Origin of the sequence: Rivibacter subsaxonicus (assembly GCF_004217215.1) — a bacterium.
Lineage (GTDB): Bacteria > Pseudomonadota > Gammaproteobacteria > Burkholderiales > Burkholderiaceae_C > Rivibacter > Rivibacter subsaxonicus.
Genome location: NZ_SHKP01000006.1, coordinates 439,768 through 457,588, shown reverse-complemented (window position 1 = coordinate 457,588; position 17,821 = coordinate 439,768). Strand labels below are relative to the sequence as shown.

The 17,821-nt window shown below is 71.1% G+C and carries 14 protein-coding genes and 1 tRNA gene; 6 read left to right on the top strand and 9 right to left on the bottom strand.

Features of this window, described 5'->3' with window-relative positions; translation table 11 throughout:
* Positions 1 to 3 precede the first annotated feature (3 nt).
* Positions 4 to 969, top strand: coding sequence for a DUF58 domain-containing protein (locus tag EV670_RS12060; protein WP_130432374.1), 966 nt, complete (start codon positions 4 to 6; stop codon positions 967 to 969).
* Complete coding sequence (locus EV670_RS12055; RefSeq protein WP_130432372.1) at positions 966 to 3,095, top strand: transglutaminase TgpA family protein; 2,130 nt, start codon at positions 966 to 968, stop codon at positions 3,093 to 3,095. Before EV670_RS12060 ends, EV670_RS12055 begins: the two co-directional genes overlap by 4 nt.
* Before the next feature lie 4 nt (positions 3,096 to 3,099).
* Here EV670_RS12055 and EV670_RS12050 read toward each other — a convergent pair whose 3' ends face one another.
* Positions 3,100 to 3,351, bottom strand: coding sequence for a DUF3297 family protein (locus EV670_RS12050; RefSeq protein WP_130432370.1), 252 nt, complete (start codon positions 3,349 to 3,351; stop codon positions 3,100 to 3,102).
* 93 nt (positions 3,352 to 3,444) lie between these two features.
* On the opposite strand from EV670_RS12050, the gene mltB reads away from it, so the two are divergent.
* A complete protein-coding gene (gene mltB / locus EV670_RS12045) occupies positions 3,445 to 4,581 on the top strand; it encodes a lytic murein transglycosylase B (protein WP_130432368.1) in 1,137 nt (378 codons plus the stop codon).
* Here the strand turns inward: mltB and EV670_RS12040 are convergent.
* Both EV670_RS12040 and EV670_RS12035 read right to left on the bottom strand, forming a co-directional pair.
* Positions 4,557 to 4,763, bottom strand: a complete 207-nt coding sequence (locus EV670_RS12040; protein ID WP_130432366.1) for a hypothetical protein — start codon at positions 4,761 to 4,763, stop codon at positions 4,557 to 4,559. The genes mltB and EV670_RS12040 overlap by 25 nt on opposite strands.
* A 293-nt stretch (positions 4,764 to 5,056) precedes the next feature.
* Positions 5,057 to 7,813, bottom strand: coding sequence for a serine/threonine-protein kinase (locus tag EV670_RS12035; protein WP_165393309.1), 2,757 nt, complete (start codon positions 7,811 to 7,813; stop codon positions 5,057 to 5,059).
* Positions 7,814 to 7,934: 121 nt separating this feature from the next.
* On the opposite strand from EV670_RS12035, the gene EV670_RS12030 reads away from it, so the two are divergent.
* On the top strand, positions 7,935 to 8,516 hold the full coding sequence (locus EV670_RS12030) for an ECF-type sigma factor (protein ID WP_165393308.1): 582 nt from the start codon (positions 7,935 to 7,937) through the stop codon (positions 8,514 to 8,516).
* Here the strand turns inward: EV670_RS12030 and EV670_RS12025 are convergent.
* From EV670_RS12025 to alaS, 5 genes are all read right to left on the bottom strand, one after another.
* Positions 8,486 to 9,400, bottom strand: a complete 915-nt coding sequence (locus EV670_RS12025; protein ID WP_130432360.1) for an SDR family NAD(P)-dependent oxidoreductase — start codon at positions 9,398 to 9,400, stop codon at positions 8,486 to 8,488. The two genes, EV670_RS12030 and EV670_RS12025, sit on opposite strands and share 31 nt — an antisense overlap.
* The gene (locus EV670_RS12020) at positions 9,397 to 10,494 is read right to left on the bottom strand and encodes an alpha/beta hydrolase fold domain-containing protein (protein ID WP_130432358.1); all 1,098 of its coding nucleotides are present in this window, start codon (positions 10,492 to 10,494) and stop codon (positions 9,397 to 9,399) included. Before EV670_RS12020 ends, EV670_RS12025 begins: the two co-directional genes overlap by 4 nt.
* Positions 10,491 to 11,981, bottom strand: coding sequence for a flavin-containing monooxygenase (locus EV670_RS12015; RefSeq protein WP_130432356.1), 1,491 nt, complete (start codon positions 11,979 to 11,981; stop codon positions 10,491 to 10,493). Before EV670_RS12015 ends, EV670_RS12020 begins: the two co-directional genes overlap by 4 nt.
* Positions 11,981 to 12,508, bottom strand: coding sequence for a GNAT family N-acetyltransferase (locus tag EV670_RS12010; RefSeq protein WP_130432354.1), 528 nt, complete (start codon positions 12,506 to 12,508; stop codon positions 11,981 to 11,983). Before EV670_RS12010 ends, EV670_RS12015 begins: the two co-directional genes overlap by 1 nt.
* Positions 12,509 to 12,570: 62 nt before the next feature.
* Positions 12,571 to 15,249 (bottom strand): alanine--tRNA ligase, encoded by a 2,679-nt coding sequence (gene alaS, locus EV670_RS12005; protein ID WP_130432352.1) that lies wholly within the window; start codon positions 15,247 to 15,249, stop codon positions 12,571 to 12,573.
* Between the two features lie 150 nt (positions 15,250 to 15,399).
* Here alaS and EV670_RS12000 point away from each other — a divergent pair, with 150 nt between their 5' ends.
* Both EV670_RS12000 and EV670_RS11995 read left to right on the top strand, forming a co-directional pair.
* Positions 15,400 to 16,878, top strand: coding sequence for an NAD-dependent succinate-semialdehyde dehydrogenase (locus EV670_RS12000; protein ID WP_130432350.1), 1,479 nt, complete (start codon positions 15,400 to 15,402; stop codon positions 16,876 to 16,878).
* The gene (locus EV670_RS11995; RefSeq protein WP_130432348.1) at positions 16,875 to 17,672 is read left to right on the top strand and encodes an esterase/lipase family protein; all 798 of its coding nucleotides are present in this window, start codon (positions 16,875 to 16,877) and stop codon (positions 17,670 to 17,672) included. The genes EV670_RS12000 and EV670_RS11995 overlap by 4 nt, the downstream gene beginning before the upstream one ends.
* Before the next feature lie 56 nt (positions 17,673 to 17,728).
* Here EV670_RS11995 and EV670_RS11990 read toward each other — a convergent pair.
* Positions 17,729 to 17,802, bottom strand: a tRNA-Gly gene (locus EV670_RS11990).
* Positions 17,803 to 17,821 lie beyond the last annotated feature (19 nt).

Below are 17,821 nucleotides of genomic sequence, written 5' to 3'. Positions count from 1 at the left end.
GCCATGCTCGCTCCGCTGCGCAGACGCTGGCGCCGCTGGTGGGAGGCGCGCCACCCACGCAGCGACACCCTGCTACTGACCCAGCGCAACGTCTACATCCTGCCGACCCGCGCCGGCTGGCTGTTTGCCGCCACGCTGCTGGTGCTGCTCGTGGCCTCGATCAACTACCAGTTGAGCCTCGGCTTCGTGCTGACCTTCCTGCTGGCCGGCAGCGGCATCGTCTCGATGCATGTCACCCACGCCACGTTGCGCGGCCTGGCGCTGCACCTGCGGCCGCTGGCCGCGGTCCACGCCGGGGATGCGGCGGCACTCGAGGTCGTGCTCGCCAGCGAGGCCACGCGGCCGCGCTACGGCGTCGGGCTGCGGCTGCGCGAGAGCGGCCAGAAGCAGTGGATCTGGGTCGACATCGCCGCCGGCGGGCAGAGCACCGCCCGGCTCAGCTTCGTGGCAAGGCATCGCGGCCGAGTCGATCTGCCAAGCGTCGTGCTGGAAACGCGCTTCCCGCTCGGGCTGTTCCGCGCCTGGGCCGAGTGGCGCCCGGCGTCGACGCTGCTGGCCTGGCCACGCGCCGAGGCGCCGGCGACCGCGCTGCCGCCAGCGCGCGCGCTCGGCGGCGCGGCGGCCAGCCTGCCCAGCCGCGGCGGCGAAGAATTCGACGGCGTACGCGCCTACCGGCGCGGCGATCCGCTCAAGCTGGTGGTCTGGAAGAAGGTCGCGCGCACGGGCGGCAGCGAGTTGATCGCGCGCGACACCCGCGGCTCGCAGCGCAGCGAGCTCTGGCTCGACTGGGCCGCCACCGGCTCGCTGGCGCCCGAAGACCGCCTCTCGCGCCTGGCCGGCTGGCTGCTCGCGGCCGAACGCGCGGGGCTGGCCTGGGGCCTGCGGCTGCCAGGCACCGAACTCGCGCCGGGCGCGGGCGAAACCCAGCGCCGCGCCGGGCTCGAGGCGCTGGCGCTGTGGCGAACATGAAGCCGCTGGCGATCACGGCAGCCGCGCACACGCCCACCTGGTGGCAGCGCCTGCCGCGCGACGCGCGCGACACGCTGTTCCTGCTGGCGGTGATCGGTTGGACCATCGCACCGCACCTGGCCACGCTGCCGGCGTGGGCCGGCCTGCTGGCGGCGGCCGTGATGCTCTGGCGCGCCGACCTGGCGCTGCGCGGCGCGCCGCTGCCCGGCCGCTGGACGCTGGTGGCGGTGCTGCTGGTCGCGGTGGCGCTCACGGCGTGGAGCCACCGCACGCTGCTCGGGCGCGAGGCGGGCGTGACCTTGCTGGTGGTGCTGATGACGCTCAAGACGCTGGAGTTGCGCGCGCGCCGCGATGCCTTCGTCGTCTTCTTCCTCGGCTTCTTCCTGGTGCTCACGCATTTCCTGAGCTCGCAGTCGCTCGCCATCGCCGCGGCGATGCTGATCTCGGTCTGGGGGCTGCTGACCGCGCTGGTGCTCGCCCACATGCCGGTCGGCCAGCCGAGCCTGGCCCGCGCCGGTGCGCTGGCCGGACGCTTTGCGCTGCTCGGCGCGCCGATCATGGCGCTGCTGTTCCTGCTGTTCCCGCGCGTGGCGCCGCTGTGGGGCGTGCCGGCCGACGCCGGCGCCCGCAGCGGTCTCTCGGGCGAGATGCGGGTCGGCCAGATCGCCGAACTGGCGCACGATGAAAGCATCGCGATCTGGCTGCGCGTGCGTGGCGGCACGCTGCCGCCGGCCACTTCACTCTACTTTCGGGGCGCGGTGCTCGGTGGCTTCGACGGCACGACCTGGCGCGTGCTGCGGCCCGCGTTTTCGCCGGCGCATCAACCGGTCGCCGAGCCGCGCCTGGCCGGCAACCCGGTCGAGATCGAATACACCTTCGAGCCGCAACGGCTGCGCTGGTTGCCGGTGCTCGAACTCACGCCCGAGTTGCCTCCGCAGCCCGAGTTGCAGGCACAGCGGCGCGAGGATCTGAGCTGGGTCATGCAACGGCCACTGGCCGAGCGCCTGCGTCTGACGGCTCCGGCCTGGACCCGCTTCGAGCACGGCCCGCGTGAGGCGACGGTCGGCCTGGAGGACTACCTCGATCTGCCGCCCGGCTACAACCCGCGCCTGCTGGCCAAGGCGGCCGAGATCCGGCGCGACCCGACCCATGCCAAGGCCGACGGCGACGCACTTGCCAGGCTGCTGATGGCCACCATCCGCAAGGGCAACTTCAGCTACACGCTGAACCCCGGTGTCTACGGCGAGGCCGATCCCAAGGGCGCGCTCGACGAGTTCTGGTTCGACCGCCAAGCCGGCTTCTGCGAACACTACGCGGCGGCCTTCGTGGTGCTGATGCGCGCGGCGGGTGTGCCGGCGCGGGTGGTCACCGGCTTCCAGGGCATCGACGTCGGTCCCGGCGGCAGCTACCTCGTGCGCAACAGCCTGGCCCATGCCTGGGCCGAGTACTGGCAGCCCGGCCGCGGCTGGGTGCGGGCCGACCCGACCGCCGCGGTGGCGCCCGAGCGCATCGACCGCAGCCGGCCGCTGGCGGCACCGCGCGGCCTGGTGGCCGGCGCGATCGACGGCATCGATCCGAACCTGCTGCGGCGCCTGCGCGCCAACTGGGAGGCCATCAACGACCGCTGGAACCAGTGGGTGCTGAGCTACGGCAAGAACAGCCAGATGCAGCTGCTGCAGCGGCTCGGCTTCGACGCGCCGAGCTGGGAAGACCTGGGCCTGCTGCTGGCGATCGTGCTGGCCGTGCTGTCCGGCGGCGCCGCGGCCTGGGCCGCCTGGAGCCAGCATCGGCGCGACCCCTGGCTCGCCGCCTGGCAGCGGGTGCGCGAGGCGGCGGCACGGCGCGGCCTGCCGAGCGAAGACTTCGAGGCGCCGCGCGCATTGATGGGCCGCCTGCGGAGCGCGCATGGCGCGCGGGCCGAAGCGGCGCTCGCGGCACTGAGCGAGTTGGAATCCCTGCGCTACGGCGCTGCGGCCGCGCAGATCAGGAGCCGCGCATCGATGCGGCGCGCGGTTCGCCGGCCCGAGCGGCGCGCTGCCGCCGCGATCGGCGCGCTGCCGGTGCTGGCCGCGCAGCTCGCGCCGGTAGATCTGCCGGCAGAGGCCGAGACCGCCGCAGCGCGATGAGCGCCTAGCGGTAGAACGCCTCCACCTTGCCCTTGAGCTTGATCAGCAGCGGCCTGCCCCGGCGGTCCACGGTCCGGCCCGCCGGCACCTTCACCCAGCCCTCGCTGATGCAGTACTCCTCGATGTCGAAGCGCTCCTTGTCGTTGAAGCGGATGCCGACATCGCGCTCGAACACGGCCGCCACGTGATGCGGGCTGGCGGGATCGACCGACAGTCGGTCGGGCAGCGGGGGCGCGTCTTTGTTCTCGTCGCTCATGGGAAACCTCGGGTCGGGCAAATTCCGGTAGTCCTGCATTGTCCAGGACTCCGACTCCGGGCTGCTCGCCGCGGCCTGCGGCACACTCGGCGGATGCTGTATTTCCCGCTCCGCTCTGGCGCATCCGGTACGCGCCGGCACGCCATCACGCTGGCGCTGGCACTGGTCGCCGCGATCCTTGCCCTGCCCGCTCCGTCCCTGGCCGCCAGCAAGAAGCCGCAGCGCGCGCTGCAGTCTGACAACGCCGCCGACGCCGTCACCTACGGCCGCCGCGACGAGTTGATGAACTGGGCCACCGAGGTGGCCGAGCGCCGAGGGCTCGACGCCGTGCAGTTGCAACAGGCGCTCGCCCAGGCGCGCCTGCAACCAGCGGTGCAGCGCCTGATCGCGCCGCCGCCGGCCGGCAGCGCCAAGAACTGGGCCGCCTATCGGGCCCGCTTCGTCGAGCCGGTACGCATCAAGGCCGGCGTCGAGTTCTGGCGCCAGAACGAGGCCGCGCTCGCGCAGGCGCAGGAGCGCACCGGCGTGCCGGCCTCGGTGATCGTCGGCATCATCGGCGTCGAGACGCTCTACGCGCGCCAGATGGGCAACTTCCGCGTCATCGACGCGCTCACCACGCTCGGATTCGACTTTCCGGCCAATGCCCGGCGCGACCGCAGCGCCTTCTTCCGCGACGAACTCGAGGCGCTGTTCGTGCTGGCGCAGCACCAGGGCATCGACCCGCTCTCGCTCAAGGGCAGCTACGCCGGCGCGATCGGCATGCCGCAGTTCATGCCGAGTTCGATCCTGCGCTACGCGGTCGACGGCGACGCCGACGGCCGCATCGACCTGCATGGCAACCCGGCCGACGTGATCGCCTCGGTGGCCCACTACCTGGCCGAGTTCGGCTGGCAGCGCGGCATGACCACGCACTATGGCGTGGCGGTGCCGGTCGAGGTGGTCGACCGCGCCGTGCTGCTGGCGCCGGACATCCTGCCCAGCTTCAGCGCGGCCCAGTTCGCCGAGCGCGGTGCCGTGCTCGACGCGGCCGGCCTTGGCCACGTCGGCCCGCTGGCGCTGGTCGAGCTGCAGAACGGCGAGGCGGCACCGAGCTACGTTGCCGGCACGCAGAACTTCTATGCGATCACGCGCTACAACTGGTCGAGCTACTACGCGCTCGCTGTGATCGAACTCGGCCTCGCGGTGGAGGCCGTTTGGCTCAAGGCTCAGGGCAGCACCGGCTCGAGCTGACTGACGACCTGCGGCGGCGCGTAGTTCGGCGTCTGCGCGAGTTGCTGCGCGTCGGGCGAGCCGGGCTCGGTCGTCCACGACACCAGGCACACCACCAGCAGCATCGCCACGCTGCCGAGCAGCGTGCGGGTCAGGAACTCGTCGGTCTGGCCAGCGCGATTCGAGAATTCGTTGTGAAACATGGCGTGCTCCGTATGGGGTGGAACGTTCACTTCGACCGTTCCTGACCCACATACGCGAGCACGACGCCAAACCGGACAGGCTCCCCCTACGGAGGGAGCCGGGTGGATCAGCCGACGGCCTCAGGCGGGCGCCTTCGGCGGCCCCTTTGCGGGCTCGACCGGCGCTCTTTGCGGCACCCCGCGCGATGGACCGGGGGGCGGCGGCATCGGAGCGGGTGTGCCTGCCGCGGCGCTGCCCGAGATGCCGAGCGCACACGGATGCATGTCGATGAATCCCATCTTGAGCTCCTGGTTCAGTTGAAGAATTCCGGCGTCGACACTGCATTCTTCGCGATGCCGCCGGTCGCATCACGCAGTTCCGATTGGAGGCGCGCCGCGCGCCTGAAGGCTGGCGAGTCGGCGCCCCACGCGACCCTGAGCCCCGGCAGCGCGGCATCGACCAGTGCCAGCCCCTCGGCCGTGCGACCCTGAGCACGGAGCAGATCCGCAAGGTTCAGACTGACGCTGAGCGTCTGCGGATGCTCCGCTCCCAGCAGGTCCGCGTAGTCCCGGTAAGCGCGCAACAGCGCCTGCTCGGCGCGCACCTTGTCGCCGGCAGCGCGCCAGACCCAGGCATCGACCAAGCCTGCATGGGCCTGCTGGCGCGGCGCCGGCGCTTGCGCTGGCTGCTGCAAGGCGAAACTGCTCAGCCAACGGCGTGCCTCGTCGGCTTTGCCACGGCGCAGCTCCAGCTCGGCCATCACGAGCGCCGAACGCTCGGCCAGCGCCCGCGGCAGCCGCTCGCCCGAAGCCGCCTCGGCCTGGCGCGCGAGTCGCTCGACCAGCTCCGGATGGCGCTCGACCTGGCCGGCACCGATGAGCGAATGCACCGCGACGATCAGGCCCTCGGCGCTGCGCCGGCCCGCGGGGAGTCGATCCAGCACGCCGATCAGTGCCGGCAGCCTGCCCTGCAGGCCGCTTCGGTCGTCCATGCTGAGCATCGACTGCAGTTGCAGTTGCAGCTGGAGCACGCAGGTTTCGTCGGCGGCGCCGAGTTGCTCGGCGCAGCGCGGTTCGCTGTCGGCAGCCGCCGCGGCGGCGTCGCGAAAGCGGCCCCATCGATAGAGCACGTTGACGCGGTCGTAGTCGTTGCCCAGTCGATCGCGAGGCGTCATGTCGGGCGCGCGCTCGACCAGCACCCGCGCACGTTCGACCAGCGCCAGGGCCTCCTCGTACCGGCCACGGTCGGCGACCGCGTTCAGCAGACCGCGCAAGGCGTCGATGGCGGGCAGGCTGGCCTCGCCAAAGGCCACGCGTGCATGCACCAGTGCCTGCTCGAACTGGGCCTGCGCCGCCGGCGATTGCCCCGAGTGAAGCGCAAGCCATCCGCGCTGTTCGGCGATCCTGAACTGCAGTTCGTGGTCGTCGGCCTCTGCCGCACTCGCCGCATCGGCCACCAGGCGAGCGGCCTCGGCGTAGCCGCCTTGCCGGTAGACGTTGTCGGCCAGTTCGAGCTGCGCGATGGCCGCGCCGCGCCGGTCGCCGTCCCGCTGCCGCAGGCGCAGCACCTCCTGCTGGGCGCGTGCCGCGTTCTCGTAGTCGCCGATGAAGAGCTGCACGTCGCCGATTCCGCCCAGCAGGTCAAGCTGCAGTTCTGCCTGGCCCTGCAGCGCTGCCGCCTGGCGGCGACCGGTGTCGAGCAACTCCCGCGCACTCAGCTCGCGACCGCGATTGGTCTGCGGGTCGGCCCAACGAAACAGATCGAGCAGGAAGCTGCGCGCCGCCAGTGCCGTGGCAGCCTCGGAGCGCGCCCGCTGGGCTTGCACGAGCGCCACCGTGGTCAGCACCACCATGCCGGCCAAGGCGGCACTACCGAGCGCCACGCCCACGCGGTGGCGGCCCGCAAACTTGGCGGCGCGCCACCAGGCGCTCGGCGCGCGCGCCTGCACCGGCTCGCCGGCCAGCCAGCGGTCGACGTCGGCCAGCAGCAGGTCGACCGAGCCGTAGCGCCGGGCCGGATCCTTGGCCAGTGCCTTGCCGAGCAGCGCGTCGAGTTCGGACGCCAGCGCCCGCCTCAGCGCGCGCGGCTCGCTGCCGCGCAGCGCAGCTACCGTGGCATCGACGCGCTGACTCGCGGGCCGCGGCTCGATCTCGACGATCGCGCGCTCCAGCGCGCCCGGCAGCGTCGAGCCAGGCTCGCAGGGCTCGTGCCCGCACAGCAACTCGTACAGCACCACGCCGAGCGAGTAGACGTCGCTGGCGGTGCTCAGCGGCCGCCCGAGGATCTGCTCCGGGCTCGCGTAGCGCGGCGTCAGCGGCCGGCCGGCCTCGCGTGTGAGCTCGGTGTCGTCGGTCTGGGACTGCTCCGCCGCCAGCAGCTTGGCGATGCCGAAGTCGAGCAGCTTGACCCAGCCATCGCCCGTGACAAGGATGTTGGCGGGCTTGAGGTCGCGGTGCAGAACCAGATGCGCATGGGCGTGCTGCATGGCCAGCAGTACCTGGCGGAACAGCGCGATGCGCCCACGCAAACCCAGCCGCAGGCGATCGGCATGCTCGGTGATCGGCTCGCCGTCGACGAACTCCAGCGCCAGGTAGGGCCAGCCCTCGGCCGAGGTACCGGCATCGAACAGGCTCGCGATGCGCGGATGGTTGAGGCCGGCCAGGATGTCGCGCTCGCGCTCGAAGCGCGGCGCGAAGGCCGGACCGGCACGCCAGCGGTGCAGCAGCTTGAGCGCTACCGCGCGCTGCGGGCCGCCGTCGTCGCGCCGCGCCAGCCAGACCTCGGCCATGCCGCCGCTGCCCAGCGGGCGCTCGATGCGATAGGGGCCGATGCGGGTGCCGGCCTGCGGCGTGCCGGCCGCCGGTGCGGTGGTCGGCGGCAAGGCATCAAGGAACTCCTCGTCCTCGGCGGCGCGGCGCGCCTCGAGCATCTGCAGCAGGCGCTGCAGCATCGGGTCGCCGGCCTCGCGCAGGGCCTCAAGCCAGGCCGGGCGCTGCTCGTCGGCAAGGTCGAGCGCCTCGTCGTAGAGCTGCGACAAGCGCTGCCAGTCCTGCGGGCCGATCGGCGCCATGCGGAAGTCCCTCCGATGCCGTGAGCATAGGAGGCGTCGGCTCCGCCGCAAGGCCCGGCCTCGGTGCCGGCACGGCGAGGCTGGCAAGTCGGGTCGGTGCCGGCTACGCTCTGGCCCGACGATGGGAACCAGCACACCGCCGATCACCCAGCTGTTGCGCCTGGCCGCCGACGGCGACCGGGTCGCGCTCGACGCCATCTACGAGGCGCTCTACCCGCAGCTGCGGCGCGTGGCTCATGCCCGTCTCTACGCCCAGGGCAGCGCCGAGGACATGGGCACGACGACGCTGGTCCACGAAAGCTTCCTGCGCCTGGTCAGCGCCTCGCAACTGCAGCTCGAGGACCGAAAGCACTTCTTCACCTACGCCGCCAAGACGATGCGCAACATCATCGTCGACGACGCGCGTGCGATTGGCGCACAACGCCGTGGCGGCGACCTCGACCGCGTCACGCTCGACGGCGACGACGCCCTGCCCCCGGCGGCGCAGACCGCAGACACGCAGGCGCTCGACGTGCACGAGGCGCTGGCCGGCCTCGAGGCGATCGACGCCGACCTGGCCGAGCTGGTCGAGATGCGCTTCTTCGGCGGCTACGACGAGGCCGAGATCGCCGAGTTGCTCGGCATCAGCGAGCGCACCGTGCGCCGGCGCTGGGACAAGGCGCGCAGCTTCCTCTACCTGGCGCTGCGCGAGGGCGGCGGCTGAGTCGAAGCCTGTGGTCGTTGCGCGCGCACCGAGCGCCGCGCGAACCACACGAGCACCGGCTGGTAAGCGCTGCCGAGCAGCCGCACGAGGAGATCGAGCAACTTCGCGTCCGGTCCCACCAGCACCCGCCGCGCGTTGCGCTGCACGCCGCGCAGGATCTCCCGGGCTGCGCGCTCGGCGCTGGTGGTGGCGAGCAGCCGGTCGAAGTGCGCCCGGGCCTGCTCGACCGGCATGCCGACCAGCGCCTCGGTGCTGGCGTCCATGCGTGCCGAGCGCGCGATCGCGGTGCGCACGCCGCCGGGGTGCACGCAGGTGGCGCTGACCGGCGTGCCCGTCAAATCGAGCTCCATGCGCAGCGCCTCGGTGTAGCCGCGCACCGCGAACTTGGTGGCGTTGTAGGCGCCGTTGGCCGGCATCGCGAGCAGGCCGAACAGGCTCGAGGTGTTGATCACATGGCCCCTCACGCCGCTCTCGCGCGCGCTCGCCTGCAGATGCGGCAGGAAGGCCTGGGTGCCATGCACCACGCCCCAGAAGTTGATGCCGAAGACCCAATGGAAGTCCTCCGGCCGCACGTTCGCCAACGGCGCGCCGAGCGCGACGCCGGCGTTGTTGAAGAGCAGGTTGACGCGGCCGTGGTCGACCATCACCTGCGCGGCCCAGGCCTCGACCACTGCTCGGTCGGCAACGTCGACCTGCGTGCTGGTGCAGCGGAGCTGTGGCGCCTCGGCAGCCACCAGCCGCGTGGTCTCTTCCAGCCCGGCCGCATCGACATCGCTCAGTGCCAGCTCGCAGCCGCGCCGTGCGAGCTCGAGCGCCAGCGCGCGACCCATGCCGGAGGCAGCGCCGGTGATAGCGGCCACCTCGCCGCGGAAGTCACGGCTCATGGCTGTCGTGCCTCGGGACTTGGCTCAGCTGGCGCCGCCTCGCCGGCCTCGGCCACGGCGATCGTCGCCAAGGCCTCTGCTGCGCCCGCAAGATCGGCCGCCACCAGTTCCGGCATCGACGGTGGCGAGTCGACCGGCAGTTCGGTCGCCGAGGGCTCGACAGACGCAGCGGTCACGGCCGCCTGGGCGTCGGCCAGCGCCTGCAGCAGGAAGTCGCGGCCCTGCTTCAGCGAGGCCATCGCCTCGGGCAGCATCACGAAGATCGGCCACACATGCGGCAGCCTGGGCCGCAGCAGCAGCTCGGCCCAGACGCCATGGCGGCGCGCGGCGTCGACCAGCCGGGTCGAATCGGCCAGCAGCACCTCGTGCTGGCTGGCATGCACCTGCAGCCGCGGCAGGCCGCGCAGGTCGCCGTAGAGCGGCGAGACCAGCGGATCGAGCGGGTCATGACCGTTCAGGTAGAAGGCCGTGGCCTCGGCGAGTTGCTCGCCGCGGAACATGACGTCGCTCTCGGTGTTGGTTCGCAGCGTCGAGCCGGTGCAGGCGAGATCGGTCCAGGGCGAGAACAGCAGCGCCGCGGCCGGCAGCGGCAGGCCGGCGTCGCGCGCGGCGAGCAGGCAGGCCAGCGCCAAGCCGCCGCCGGCCGAGTCGCCGGCAATGGCGATGCGGTGTGCCGGCGTGCCCTCGGCCAGCAGCGCACGGTAAGCGGCGAGCGCGTCGTCGAGCGCGGCCGGAAACGGGTGCTCGGGCGCGAGCCGGTAGTCGACCGCGACCACCCGTGTCCGGCACAGGTGGGCCAGCAGCGCGCAGACCGGACGATGCGAGTCGAGGTCGCAGAAGAAGTAGCCGCCACCGCGGAGGTAGAGCAGCGTGAAGCCCGGCTCGGCCACGCTCAGCACCTCGCCGCCTGGCGCGCCGGTGGCCGGGTCGGCGGCGTAGGGTGTGCAGCTCACGCCTTTGGGCAGCTTGGGCCGGTGGCGCGCCGAGAGCTTCCTCATGTCGGCGCGGATCTCGGCCACCACCAGCGCCTGACCGGGCTTGCGCTTGACCTTGCGGCGCAGGTAGAAGTTGATGACCGAGGCGGTGAGGCTCATGACGACGGTGGGTGGAACTGTTCGGCCCTAAAGCGCCGGGTGAGCCGTCGGAACGCGAAGGTCGAGCCCGGCCACAGCGCGGTGTTGCGGCCGCTCGCGTTGAGATACCAGCTGCGGCAGCCGCTTGCCCACACCGTGCGTCCGAGCCGGCGGCGCAGGCCCTCGTTGTAGCCGGCCTCGACCTCGGCCTTCACCTCGAGGCTGCGCGCGCGGCCCTGGCGCAGCGCGCGCAGGGCCTGCATGACGAACTCGATCTGCGACTCGATCATGAAGATCATCGAGCTGTGGCCGAGCCCAGTGTTGGGACCGACCAGCATGAACAGGTTGGGGAAGCCGTTGATGCAGCTGCCGAGGTAGGCCTGCGGGCCGCCCTGCCCGGCCCAGCGCTCGCCCAGATCGAGGCCGTCGCGGCCGAAGAACATGCCCGGCGGCACGCCCTCCTGCACCTTGAAGCCGGTGGCGTGGATGATCACGTCGACCTCGCGCTCGACGTCGCCAACGACACCTCGCTCGGTGATGCCACGGATCGGCTCGGTGATCACCTGCACGTTGGACCGCGCCAACGCAGGGTAGTAGTCGTTGGCGATCAGGATGCGCTTGCAGCCGGGCGTGTAGCCGGGCGTGATCTTCGCGCGCAGCGCGGGGTCGTCGATGCGGCGTGCGATCTCCTTCTTCACCAGGCTGCCGAGCAGCTTCATGACCCTTGGCCCGCGCAGGAACAGCAGCACGCGCGACTCCAGCGCCCAGTAGATGCCGAAGCGCCAGAGGCGCTGGCGCCAGGGCTGGCGCTCGAAGCGCTCCTGTTCGGCCGGCGCGATCGCGCGATCGGGCTTGGGCAGCACCCAGGGTGGCGTGCGCTGGTAGTAGTCGACGCGCGCCGCGCCGGCCGCGATCCGCGGCAGGAACTGGACCGCGCTCGCGCCGCTGCCGATCACGGCCACGCGCAGCCCGTCGAGCGGCAGGTCGTGGCGCCAGTGCGCCGAGTGGAAGCTCGGGCCGGCAAAGCTGTCGCGCCCGGGAATGTCGGCGAAGGCCGGGTTGCTCAACGCGCCCATCGCCGGCACCAGCACCGGCGCCTCGAAGCGGCGGCCGTCGGCGCAGCGCACCCGCCACAGCGCATGTTCTTCGTCCCAGCGCGCCTCGACCACCTCGGCGTTGAAGCGGATGTGCGGCAGCAGGCCGTGCCGGTGCGCGCAGCCCTTGAGGTAGTCGAGGATCTCGCTCCAGCCCGAGTACATGCGGCTCCAGCGCGGGTTGGGCTCGAAGGAGTAGCTGTAGAGATGCGAGGGCACGTCGCAGGCACAACCAGGGTAGGTGTTGTCGCGCCAGGTGCCGCCCAGTTCGGCCGCGCGTTCGAGCAGCACGAAGTCCTCGACGCCATCGCGCCGCAGCCGCATCGCCATGCCGAGGCCGGCAAAGCCGGTGCCGATGATGATGACGTCGTGGTGGGCCGGCGTGGTGTCGCCGGCGCTGGGGGCGAGCTCCATCAGCGCGCCGGCAGTTGCGGCGGGTTCGGGTGCAGCCGCGCCATCGAGTGCGAGTCGACGTAGGCGCCGTCGCGCAGCGCGTAGGCACGGTGCGTGCCCTCGATCTCGAAACCGTGCTTGCGGTAGAGCGCGATCGCCGGCGCGTTGTCGCAGTAGACGTTGAGTTCGAGTCGCAGCACATGCGCCCAGCGGTCGGCGTAGTCGCACAGCGCCTGCATCAGCGCGCTGCCCACACCCTGGCGCTGCGCCTGCGGCAGCACCGAGATGCCGAGGATCATCGCGTGCCGGCGCCGCACCGAGGGATGCACCGGGTGCAGCCCGCAGGTGCCGAGCACCTCGCCGGCGCGCTCGGCCAGCAGCATCAGCTCGGGCGGTTGCAGCGGCTTGGCCAGGCGCTCACGCCACAGCTCGACGCTGGTGTACGGGATCTGCATCAGGCCAGGATAGATGCCCGGGTCGCCCATCACGCGCGCCACGGCGGCGGCGTCGTCGAGGGTCACGCGGCGGATGATGAGCGCGTCGTTCATGCCGGCGATGCTGCCATGAAGAAGGGGCGCCGCAGCGCCCCTCGGGATCGGGTCGTGGTCAATCAGACACGCTCGGCGACCCAGCCGCGCACCGAGGCCAGCGCCTGCGCCAGCTTGCTGGCGTCGGTGCCGCCGGCCATCGCCAGGTCCGGCTTGCCGCCGCCCTTGCCGCCGACCTGCTGGGCGACGAAGTTGACCAGCTCGCCGGCCTTGAGCTTGCCGGCGGTGTTGGCCAGCACATCGGCGGTGACGCCGGCCGCCAGCTGCACCTTGTCGCCATCGACCGCCGCCAGCACGATCGCCGCGCTCTTGAGCTTGTCCTTGAGCTTGTCCATGGTGTCGCGCAAGGTCTTCGCATCGGCGCCTTCGAGACGCGCCGCCAGCACCTTGAGGCCGCCGACGTCGACTGCCTGCGCCATCAGCTCGTCGCCCTGGGCCGAGGCCAGCTTGCCCTTGAGCGCGGCAATTTCCTTCTCGAGCGCACGCACCTGTTCGAGCACCGCCGCGACGCGCGGCTCCAGCTCGGCCGGCGTCACCTTGAGGCTGCCGGCCAGATGCGAGACGGTGCCCTCGAGCGACTGCAGATAGGCCAGCGCGCCGGCGCCGGTGACCGCCTCGACCCGGCGCACGCCGGCCGCGACGCCGCCCTCGGCGACGATCTTGAACAGGCCGATGTCGCCGGTGCGCTGCACGTGCACGCCGCCGCACAGCTCGCGGCTGCTGCCGATGTCGAGCACGCGCACCGTGTCGCCGTACTTCTCGCCGAACAGCATCATCGCGCCGAGCTTCTGCGCGTCGTCGATAGTCATCACGCGCGCCTGCGTGCCGGCGTTGGCCAGGATCTCGGCGTTGACCTGCTGCTCGATGCGGCGGATCTCGTCGTCGCTCAGCGGCGCGTTGTGGCTGAAGTCGAAGCGGGTGCGCTCGGCGTTGACCAGCGAGCCCTTCTGCGCCACATGGGCGCCGAGCACCTCGCGCAGCGCCTTGTGCATCAGGTGCGTCGCGCTGTGGTTGCGCACGGTGCGGGCGCGCGTTTCGGCGTCGACCTTGGCGGCGAGCGCGTCGCCCACCTTGATCGAGCCTTCGAGCACCCGACCCTGGTGGCCGAAGACATCGGCCTGGATCTTGGTCGTGTCCTCGATGCGCACCCGCGCGGTGGCGTTGCGCAGCTCGCCGGTGTCGCCGACCTGGCCGCCGCTCTCGGCGTAGAAGGGCGTGTGGTCGAGCACGATCACCGCGTCGTCGCCGGCATTGACCTGCTGCACCGGTGCACCGTCGAGGTACAGCGCCGTGACCTTGGCGCCCTCGTGCGTGAGCTCGTCGTAGCCGTGGAAGGCGGTGGCCACGCCGCTGTAGGCCAGGCCCTGCGCCATCTTGAACTTGCCGGCGGCGCGTGCCTGCTCGCGCTGGCGGTTCATCGCCAGGTTGAACGCGGCCTCGTCGACCGTGACGCCGCGCTCGCGGCAGACGTCGGCCGTGAGGTCGAGCGGGAAGCCGTAGGTGTCGTGCAGCTTGAAGGCGAGTTCGCCGTCGAGGGTCTTGGTGCCCGCCGTTTCAACGTCCACGAGCGCCGACTCCAGGATCTCCATGCCGTTGGCGATGGTCTGGAAGAAGCGCTCCTCCTCGGTCTTGAGCACCGCGGTGATGCGCTGCGCGTCGCGCGCCAGTTCGGGATAGGCCCCGCCCATCTCGGCGGCCAGCGGAGCGACCAGCGTGTGGAAGAAGGGCTTGCGCGCGCCGAGCTTGTAGCCGTGGCGGATCGCGCGGCGCGCGATGCGGCGCAGCACGTAGCCGCGGCCCTCGTTGCCAGGGATCACGCCGTCGGCGATCGTGAACGAGCAGGCGCGGATGTGGTCGGCGATCACCTTCAGCGAGGCGGAGTCCTTGTCGCACCCGCCGCCGTCGGCGGCGGATCCAGGTCCGCCGGCACCGGCCGCATCGACCGCCTTCTTGGCCGCCGTCAGCAACGCGACGAACAGGTCGATCTCGTAGTTGCTGTGCACATGCTGCATCACCGCGGTGATGCGCTCCAGGCCCATGCCGGTGTCGACGCTGGGCTTGGGCAGCGGATGCATCACGCCGTCTTCAGTCCGGTTGAACTGCATGAAGACGTTGTTCCAGATCTCGATATAGCGGTCGCCGTCCTCGTCCGGGCTGCCCGGCGGGCCGCCGGCCACGTCCGGGCCATGGTCGAAGAAGATCTCCGAGCACGGGCCGCAGGGGCCGGTGTCGCCCATCATCCAGAAGTTGTCGGAGGCGTAGCGCGCGCCCTTGTTGTCGCCGATGCGCACGATGCGCTCGGCCGGCAGGCCGATCTCCTTGAGCCAGATGTCGTAGGCCTCGTCGTCCTCGGCGTAGACGGTGGCCCAGAGCCTCTCGGCCGGCAGCTTGAACTCGACCGTCAGCAGCTCCCACGCAAACTTGATCGCGTCGCGCTTGAAGTAGTCGCCGAACGAGAAGTTGCCGAGCATCTCGAAGAAGGTGTGGTGGCGCGCCGTGTAGCCCACGTTCTCGAGGTCGTTGTGCTTGCCGCCGGCGCGGATGCACTTCTGGCTGGTCGCAGCGCGGCTGTAGGGCCGCTTGTCGAAGCCGAGGAAGACGTCCTTGAACTGGTTCATCCCGGCGTTGGTGAACAGCAGCGTCGGGTCGTCGCCGGGCACCACGGGGCTCGAGGCCACGATCTGGTGGCCCTTGGACTCGAAGTACTTCAGGAAGGTGGAGCGGATCTCGGCGGCTTTCATGCAGGCTCTCGGTCGACGGCGCTGCGCGGTGAACGCGCGCAAGTGCTTGAAAAAGCAAAGATTTTCATTATAGGTTTGGCGTCCTTATGGACCGGGCCGGCGGGTCGGCGCGACTATCATCAACCGAGGCAGCAACCGATCGAGACGACGATGGACATGAACACCTCTCCGCTGGCAAGCTTGGCCGATGCCGGCCTGCTCAAGACCGATGCGCTGATCGATGGCGAGTGGGTTGGCCACGCCAGCCGCTTTGCCGTCAACGACCCGGCCACCGGCCGCGAACTCGCGCAGGTCGCCAACCATGGCGCCGCCGCCGCCGAGCAGGCGATCGCCGCCGCCAACGCCGCCTGGCCGGCCTGGGCCGCCAAGCCGGCCAAGGAACGCGCCGCGATCCTGATGGCCTGGTTCAGGCTGATGCAGCAGCACGCCGACGACCTGGCGCGCATCATGACCGCCGAGCAGGGCAAGCCGCTGGCCGAGGCCAAGGGCGAGGTCGGCTACGGCGCCAGCTTCCTCGAGTGGTTTGCCGAGGAAGCCAAGCGCGTCTACGGCGAGACGGTGCCGACCACCGATGCCAACAAGCGCTACCTGGTGCTCAAGCAGCCGATCGGCGTCTGCGCGGCGATCACGCCGTGGAATTTCCCGATCGCGATGATCACGCGCAAGGTCGCACCCGCGCTGGCCGCCGGCTGCCCGGTGGTGATCAAGCCGGCCGAGCAGACGCCGCTGTCGGCGCTGGCCGTGGCCGAACTGGCACAGCGCGCCGGCATGCCCAAGGGCGTGCTCAACATCCTCACCGCCGACGGCCCCAACTCGATCGCGATCGGCAACGTGCTGTGCGCGAGCGACGTGGTGCGCCACCTCAGCTTCACTGGCAGCACCGAGGTCGGCCGCATCCTGATGAAGCAGTGCGCGCCGACGGTCAAGAAGCTCGGGCTCGAACTCGGCGGCAACGCGCCCTTCATCGTCTTCGACGATGCCGACATCGACGCCGCGGTCGAGGGCGCGCTCGCCAGCAAGTACCGTAACGCCGGCCAGACCTGCGTCTGCGCCAACCGGCTCTACGTGCAGGACGGCGTCTACGAGGCCTTCGTCGAGAAGCTGGCGGCCAAGGTCAAGGGCATCAAGGTCGGCAATGGCTTCGAGGCCGGCGTCAACCAGGGTCCGCTGATCGACGACGCGGCGATCGCCAAGGTCGAATCGCACGTGGCCGACGCGATCGCCAAGGGCGCGAAGCTGCTGGCCGGCGGCAAGCTGATCGAAGGCCGATTCTTCGAGCCCACCGTGCTGGCCAACGCCACCAGCGAGATGCTGTGCGCGCGCGAGGAGACCTTCGGCCCGGTGGCGCCGGTGTTCCGCTTCAAGACCGAGGCCGAGGCGATCGCGGCCGCCAACGACACCGAATTCGGCCTCGCCAGCTACTTCTACAGCCGCGACATCGGCCGCATCTTCCGCGTCGGCGAGGCGCTCGAGTACGGCATGGTCGGCGTCAACACCGGCCTGATCTCGACCGCCGAGGTGCCCTTCGGCGGTGTCAAGCAGAGCGGGCTCGGCCGCGAAGGCTCGCACCACGGCATCGACGACTATGTCGAGGTCAAGTACCTGTGCCTGGGTGACATCCTCAAATGAGGCGCCCGGGAAGGCCGCATTCGACCGAACACTCGAGCCACCTGCGGGCCGGCTTCGCGGTCGCCGGTCTGGCGCTGACGCTGTCGGCGGCGCAGACCGCCGCGCAGCCGCCGTCGGCCGCTGCGGCGCCCGTCGCCGAGGCCTCGCGGGCCTGCGTGGTGCTGCTGCACGGCCTGGGCCGCACCTTCCGCTCGATGGACCGCATCGCCGACGCCACCCGAGGCGCCGGCTACGCCACCGTCAACGTCGACTACGCCTCGCGCAGCTACCCGATCGAGAAGCTGGCCGCCGAGGCCGTGCCGCGCGGCGTCGCCCAGTGCCGCGCGCTGAGCGCGGCGCCGATCAACTTCGTGACCCACTCGATGGGCGGCCTGGTGCTGCGCTACTACCTCAAACACAACCCGCTGCCCGAACTCGGCCGCGTCGTGATGATGGGGCCGCCCAACCAGGGCAGCGAGATCGCCGACCTGCTGCGCGAGCAGACGGCCTACCAGCGCATCAACGGCCCGGCCGGCCAGCAGATCGGCACCGGCCCCGACGGCATCCCGGCCCGGCTCGGGCCGGTGGCCTTTCCGGTCGGCATCCTCACCGGCAACGACCGGACCTACATCGACGAGCTGCTGTCGGGCTTCATCCCGGGGCCGAACGACGGCAAGGTTTCGGTGGAGCGCGCCAAGGTCGATGGCATGACCGACTTCATGGTGCTGCCGGCGACCCACACCTTCATCGTCAACGACCCGGTGGCGATCGACCAGACGCTGTACTTCCTGAGCAACGAGCGCTTCCGACGCTGATCGCGGCGCCGGCGCAAGCCAACAAAAAAAGGGCCCTGACGGGCCCTTGTGCATGCTGGAGCGGGTGAAGGGAATCGAACCCTCGTATGAAGCTTGGGAAGCTGCCGTTCTACCATTGAACTACACCCGCAGTGCCGCGAATTCTACGC